The organism is Undibacterium sp. GrIS 1.2 (genome assembly GCF_040544435.1).
In the GTDB taxonomy this organism is placed as follows: Bacteria; Pseudomonadota; Gammaproteobacteria; order Burkholderiales; family Burkholderiaceae_D; genus Undibacterium.
Genome location: NZ_JBEONP010000106.1, coordinates 1 through 6,055 on the forward strand (window position 1 = coordinate 1; position 6,055 = coordinate 6,055).

5 protein-coding genes and 1 pseudogene are annotated in these 6,055 nt (G+C 41.7%); 3 read left to right on the forward strand and 3 right to left on the reverse strand.

All coding sequences use genetic code 11. The features are described 5' to 3' along the window. Both AAKU61_RS21880 and AAKU61_RS21885 read right to left on the reverse strand, forming a co-directional pair. Window positions 1-524, reverse strand: a pseudogene (locus tag AAKU61_RS21880) (hypothetical protein); the annotation flags it as partial. Window positions 525-1,236: 712 nt separating this feature from the next. After that, window positions 1,237-2,394, reverse strand: a complete 1,158-nt coding sequence (locus AAKU61_RS21885) for an integrase domain-containing protein (protein WP_354335671.1) — start codon at window positions 2,392-2,394, stop codon at window positions 1,237-1,239. A 1,490-nt stretch (window positions 2,395-3,884) separates the two neighbouring features. On the opposite strand from AAKU61_RS21885, the gene AAKU61_RS21890 reads away from it, so the two are divergent. The 3 genes from AAKU61_RS21890 to AAKU61_RS21900 all read left to right on the forward strand — a co-directional run bounded on the left by AAKU61_RS21890 (window position 3,885) and on the right by AAKU61_RS21900 (window position 5,478). Next, a complete protein-coding gene (locus tag AAKU61_RS21890) occupies window positions 3,885-4,907 on the forward strand; it encodes a PRTRC system protein D (RefSeq protein ID WP_354335673.1) in 1,023 nt (340 codons plus the stop codon). 8 nt (window positions 4,908-4,915) lie between these two features. Then, the gene (locus AAKU61_RS21895) at window positions 4,916-5,221 is read left to right on the forward strand and encodes a hypothetical protein (RefSeq protein ID WP_354335675.1); all 306 of its coding nucleotides are present in this window, start codon (window positions 4,916-4,918) and stop codon (window positions 5,219-5,221) included. 68 nt (window positions 5,222-5,289) lie between these two features. Next, entirely contained in the window at window positions 5,290-5,478 is a 189-nt protein-coding gene (locus AAKU61_RS21900; RefSeq protein ID WP_354335677.1) for a hypothetical protein, read from the forward strand. Here the strand turns inward: AAKU61_RS21900 and AAKU61_RS21905 are convergent. After that, window positions 5,468-5,944 carry a toprim domain-containing protein gene (locus AAKU61_RS21905; RefSeq protein WP_354335678.1) on the reverse strand — a complete coding sequence of 159 codons (477 nt, stop codon included), beginning with the start codon at window positions 5,942-5,944 and terminating at the stop codon, window positions 5,468-5,470. The two genes, AAKU61_RS21900 and AAKU61_RS21905, sit on opposite strands and share 11 nt — an antisense overlap. Between the last annotated feature and the right edge of the window lie 111 nt (window positions 5,945-6,055).

The window sequence follows — 6,055 nt, forward strand, 5'->3', positions numbered from 1 at the left end:
CTACCTGTAAAAATAATCGTATTGATGAATTGCTTCCGCTGCGGGCAAAATCGGTTATTTGCTGATCGTCTAGGTGGGTCTGTCGGACGCATACTATCTTGAGCAATCATCTCAATATCGAAAGAGCCATTTGCTATGTACTGCGCTGGCGTACGATTTGTTTTGCTATGCTTACGAATACAGATTGCGTCACCGTCAATCGCCGTAGGTTGCATCACCGCCGCAATTCGCATACCGCTGTAAGCCGCATTCACAATTCCCGTACTAGTTCCCGCAATGGCATCTTTATTGCCGACCGCTGAAGATAAAAACTGAATCCCCATTCGGATCATTGAAGGAACCATCTCAATGTCGGTCTTTTCCATGCGTCCATTTTTTTCTATCCAAATAGACTTATGGTTATTGACCATAATTTCCGAGACTGATGGATCCTCAATCAACGGCAATAGAGGTACCAAGCCTTTAGCAAAGGACTCGAAAGATCCTTTTTCGATAGGTGTTAGGAGGAGATCATTTTTGCTCATGGCCTTATGGTCTATCAAAATGTCATTTTGACTTGCGCAAAAGACGCATGATTTATAGACCCAAACCGTTATTTCTGTCACAGCTTGTAATTATGTATGTGGCCATTTTGGTACTTTGTTTTTCCTGACGCTGAAACGTTAAATGAAGTAATCAGGAATTTAACTTTTCCGCACGCACGGAAAAGTTAAACGAAGTATCCGTACATTTAACAAATATGCGATACATCTAAAAAGTTAATCGCCAGTGTTTTGGGACTTTGCAGATATTCGTTTTTTTTGTTTTCCGTAATTGCGGAAAAGAGCTAGTTAAAAATTTTGGACGCAAAAAAAAATGCGCGCACGCGTGAAGAACACTCTTGTTAAATTCCAGTATTAAAACAACCTTCTACTATCACCACCTATTTTGCCCCATGTTCAATAACGTCAACTTGCTCAAATTTGAAGCAATGACGACTTTAATTACTACTGCTGCAGGTTTTGAGCGAACCGTCTATTGTTATCCAAAAACTTATCCACAGATTTTGTGCATAACTATCTCGGATAGTGTTGTGACAATAAATGTAATGAAACACCGACACCACCCAGTCCCATTGTTATTAGTGGCAGTTTGACTTGCAACCATGGGGCGCTCGTCATAATGACAAATCCGATAAAAATAAAGAGAAACAACAAGACCCAGAGGAGACCTGTCGTGATCACAATTCGTTTGAAACTATTCATGCACTAACTCCATTTCTTTCAATCTTTTATAAAGATAACTACGGGCACATCCAAGCATCTGTGCTGCTTTCATTTTATTGCCCTCAGCCTCCTCCATACTTTTGAGAATCTGGTCATTTGTGATGTCTTTTGACGTTTTCAACTTGATTGCCGCATGGGAGCCAATATAAGCATTGGATTTGCTGGCCAGCGAATGCCCAGCATGTTCGGCAATGATTTTGCGCGCACTCTCTAAAATGTCTTTTTGTGGCACATCGCCGCCACGCACCGCACTGTCCTTACCAGTTAAGTTTTTGTACAGATTATTGAGATATTGGGCGCGTAGGCCGTGTGGCGTCACGCCAAGTCCTTTTTTTGTCAGCCCATATTTTCTGAGAATGTTGTAATACTTACTCTTCCATTGCTTTAGTGAGAATTCATTGGGGATCGTCGTTTTGGATTTATTGTTGATATATTGCTTTGCAGTCTCAATTATCTCTAACTGCGATTCATCATCAATTTCAACCCGACGATGCCGCCCGCCTTTTGTGCCATCTTCAACCATCAAGTAAGTTTCGCCATGCAATCTCATGACCGTATCAAAAGGTCGCATCAGCATGCTTTCTTCTGCTCTCAAACCGAAGGTGATTTGCAGCATGAGTTGAATACCAATGTATTTGTTGTCCATTGTGATTCTCCCGATTAACTCTTGGGCATCGACCCCATTGCTTTCCCATGATTTATCCTCCATCACAATGCCTGACCGTTTTGGTAGTTCGCACAGCGAAGGATAGCTCTCTGGATTTTTGACGATGTTTGCTTTTCTTAACCAAGTGGCTAATGTTGATAAATAGGTCAGCTTGTTTTCTATCGTACCGCGTGTTTGTTTTTTTGATACCCAATGGGTCACAAGAAAATTAATGTGTTTCTCTTTGAGGTTGGATAGGCTGGCAATCTCAAATTTACCAATGGCATAAATTTCTTCGACTGATGCAACCATACAAAGGCATCTGAGACGCTGCGTTTTTATACCCAAAGCAGCTTTGCTCTGCCGAGTCTTGCTGTGCGGTATCTGAATACTCTTTGTAAATAGTTTGCTCAACTCATTTTTGATCGCCTGCGGCAATTTTGCTCGCTCAACGTCATACGCGTGTTCGTAAGTCACGGCCATGATTTCCCCTTTTTTGGAGTTGTTTAAAAATCGTTGCAAATTAACGCCTTGCGGGGCGGCTTCCAGCAGGACCAGGGCTCTTTAGCGATAAACTTGGCAGTTCAATTCTGGCTGGCACCATCCTTGAACTCGACTCACGTCGTCATCCGAACTGCTTTGCAATTCATCAAACCTGCTTCAAACCCAAAAAATTCATTACGGCCAAATCACCATTTTTGCGAAAGCTCCAGGAGAGACATTCAATCAAAAAAAATGATGGTGCAAAAACATTTAAACGGTTGAAAAAAGCTTGGTTGCACTAACTTTGCAAATCCGATAATCCATTTGCTGTTTGGGGAAAGGTAGCAACACCTTGTTAATGAATGTCACAAACAGCTTTAAGGCTTGCCGCCCTTGCTGCGAGTGGGATACCTCATTGATCTTAATAAGACGTGCTCGATTGCAGTCTTTTTCCGATCAATGTCACCCCGAGAAGGGTAATCAGGCGTCCTAATTTGTTTTGGTCTGTGTAGTCGGGATTGTGTCTTTAGAGTAGGCTTCATTCCTTGCAAGACTCTAAAACAAACGACGGGGCCAATGTTTATCACTGTTCTGTCGTCCTCAGTCTTTACTCTTCTATCTTGTTGATTCTTTTAAAAAAATTCACGTCCACGAATGGAGGTGAATACACAAAAGAAATCAAGTTAAAAGGGAAAGAAAGATTCAACAATAGTTACTGCTTTGAAGTTCTGGCACTCAGTAGTTGAAGTGATTTTTTGAAGTTTGCTTGCAGTAATCACGTCCCATCTTGGGGTGAATTACCTGCAACCTTCAAAAAACCTATCAAGTTTTGAGGCAGATTGTGGCGTTAAGCCATGCGACGATGCTAGTTACCTAGCGGGGATTCTTATCAAATTCTGTACTGCAAGTTGAATATTAATGTCTTTTATTGCAGAAATCTATGATAACAACCTACTTTTTTGAAGCCTCTCCTCTTTCACATCCTACCTCTCACTCTTAACCGTTTTTAGTCAGTTAAAACCCATCTTAGAAATCCGCTAACTGAGCTGAAATGAGCCCAATTTTGCTAGTGAAACATGTAAAAACGAGTGACCAACGAATGATCTAATCACTATTGATGATGAACTATGGCTAAATTTGTACATTTAAATGGCTTAGTTTGTTTGTCTGTCAATTGACTTAATAACACTTGTACATAATTTGTACATTTAAATGGCTTAGTTTGTTTCTCTGTCAATTGACTTAATAACACTTGTACATAATTTGTACATTTAAATGGCTTAGTTTGTTTCTCTGTCAATTGACTTCATTGCACTTGTACATAATTTGTACATTTAAATGGCATAGTTTGTTTCTCTGTCAATTGACTTAATTGCACTTGTACATAATTTGTACATTTAAATGGCTTAGTTTGTACTTCATACAACACCGTCGATTTAACTATGGCTAAATTTGTACATAGTTTGTCTATTTAATAATTTGGAGTTCTTATGTACTTCCCTGTTTTTGCATGTGATATTGGCTTCGGTCAAACCAAAGTGGCGGCGAGACTCCCTGGGCCAGAAAATAAATTGTTCTATGACAGTTTCCCCTCCTTATCGCCGCGGCATGTTACTTCTAACCTTTCAAGCCATTTACCAAATGCGGTCGCCAACCGTACTTATATTGTGCGGGTGGACGATGTTGAGTTTGCTGTTGGGCCAGATGTCAAATTTGCAGTAGGAGGGACGACTGGCAATGGTCGCACGCTTACTGACGACTTCCCTACCTCCGTTAATTACAAAGCCTTGTTTTTAGGTGCTTTGGCGCACGTTGATGCAACTGAAGTTGACTTGCTGGTGCTTGGATTGCCGGTACATACGATGAAATTGTATAAGGATCACTTGCTTAAACATTTTGTGGGTGAGTTCCAAGTGCGAGGAAAATCAGTGGTTGTTCACAAAGTCATCATCTTGCCCCAACCAGTGGGCGCTTTGCTGCACTATGGATCAACCATTGAAGAGGGCCTGAGTCAGGACGAAAATAGATTAATTGTGGACTGCGGCTATGTGACTACGGACTGGGTGTTGTCCCATGGCTATCGAATGATTGAGAGTAGAAGTTCAGGGACACCTACAGGAGTATCCGCCATTTTGAATTCAATGGCGGACCTCATCAGTAAAGACGAAGGAAAACCATTTGATCAAATAGAACGCATTGATGATGCATTAATTTCTGGAAAGCCGATGCGGTTTTTTAAAAATATGATTCAACCGGACAAGCTACGTTCGTATCTCGACAACTCTTCCTTCATCACTGACGACTGCGCAAAGAAAATTCGTTCATCGGTTGGTGACGGTGGTGATCTTAGTTCGATCCTGATGGTAGGTGGTGGATCGCATTATTTTGCACCCAGCATCGCTAAGTCGTTTCAAGACGTTGAAATCATCCAATTAGACAACTCTCCATTTTGCAATGTAAATGGATTTTTACTCTTTGGCGAACACCAGCACAAACGTCTTAAAGCAGCGTGAGGTCTGCAATGATAGAAGATGAAGAAATCACACTACGCGTAAAGATTAACGGCAATGACTTCCCTGCTCTTGTTGAGTTTTTGCAGTCAGAACCAAATCAGATGCGACGGACACGAAAACTTTGTCAGCTTGCGACTCAGGCTTTACACGGTGCGGAAATGGTGAAGCCTGTCTCTGCATTAAATACTCACCAAACCAGTGTCCCATTGCCGGTAAAAACAGAGCTTGTGAAAACATTAGGCTCTAATAAAACGGCCAGTTCAAGTTTTGGGGACATTGATCTGTCTATGGTCGGGGGGGTTGAGACGTTTTAAAACAGTGAGAACGTGAGAGTTATTTGTGTAGTTTTTGACGACACGATTTGGAGGACTACAGGAATAATATGAAACAAACTCACATCAGCGAATTTGAACTTATCGTACTTTTTATAGCGGGAGTTTTAGTGGGTATCGGCATCACCTTGGCATTTTTAGTGAGCCAGTACTTTTTTATTTTGGTCGTACTAGGCTTACTACCCTATGTTGTCCTGCTTGAACGCAGCAGAGCAAAAAAAAACCCTCTTAATGACTAGGAGGGTTTTTGGGTTTTAGCATCGGCAAATTACAGCATTTTTTCTCTTTCAACATTTGATCAATCACCAAAAACGGATGATCACTCTTTTGTTGTATGCACCGGGTTAATAGCGTGTTAGTGATATTCCCCAGTTGATTGGTCGCTGACATCCATACATCCGCCCAGTCTGTCTTTTCAACATCAGGCAATCGGATCTCCACTTTAAACCCCATCTCCATTAACCGTCTCGCAAGTTGCTGTGCGTAATGGGTCCCAGGCCGATAATTTCTGATTGGATCGAATTTATCATGGTCAGCATAAATAATGACCTTATCAAAATCCGATTTGAGAATATCGGCTTTCGCGAGATTGCCCGCATTTAAATAACTCCGGACATTAATTTGATATTGATGAGCGGTAGCGACAGTAAGCATGGTCTCGAAACCCTCACCTACTGCAAGAACCCGGGATTCTGGGTTCGTCACAATCGACGTACCAGCGCGGCGTTGGTGCACTTAAAAGTTGAAGTAAAAAGTACCCCAACCCCGATCATTTATGCAGGAACTTTCTGACTACGGACGGAGTTTGGGCGTCCA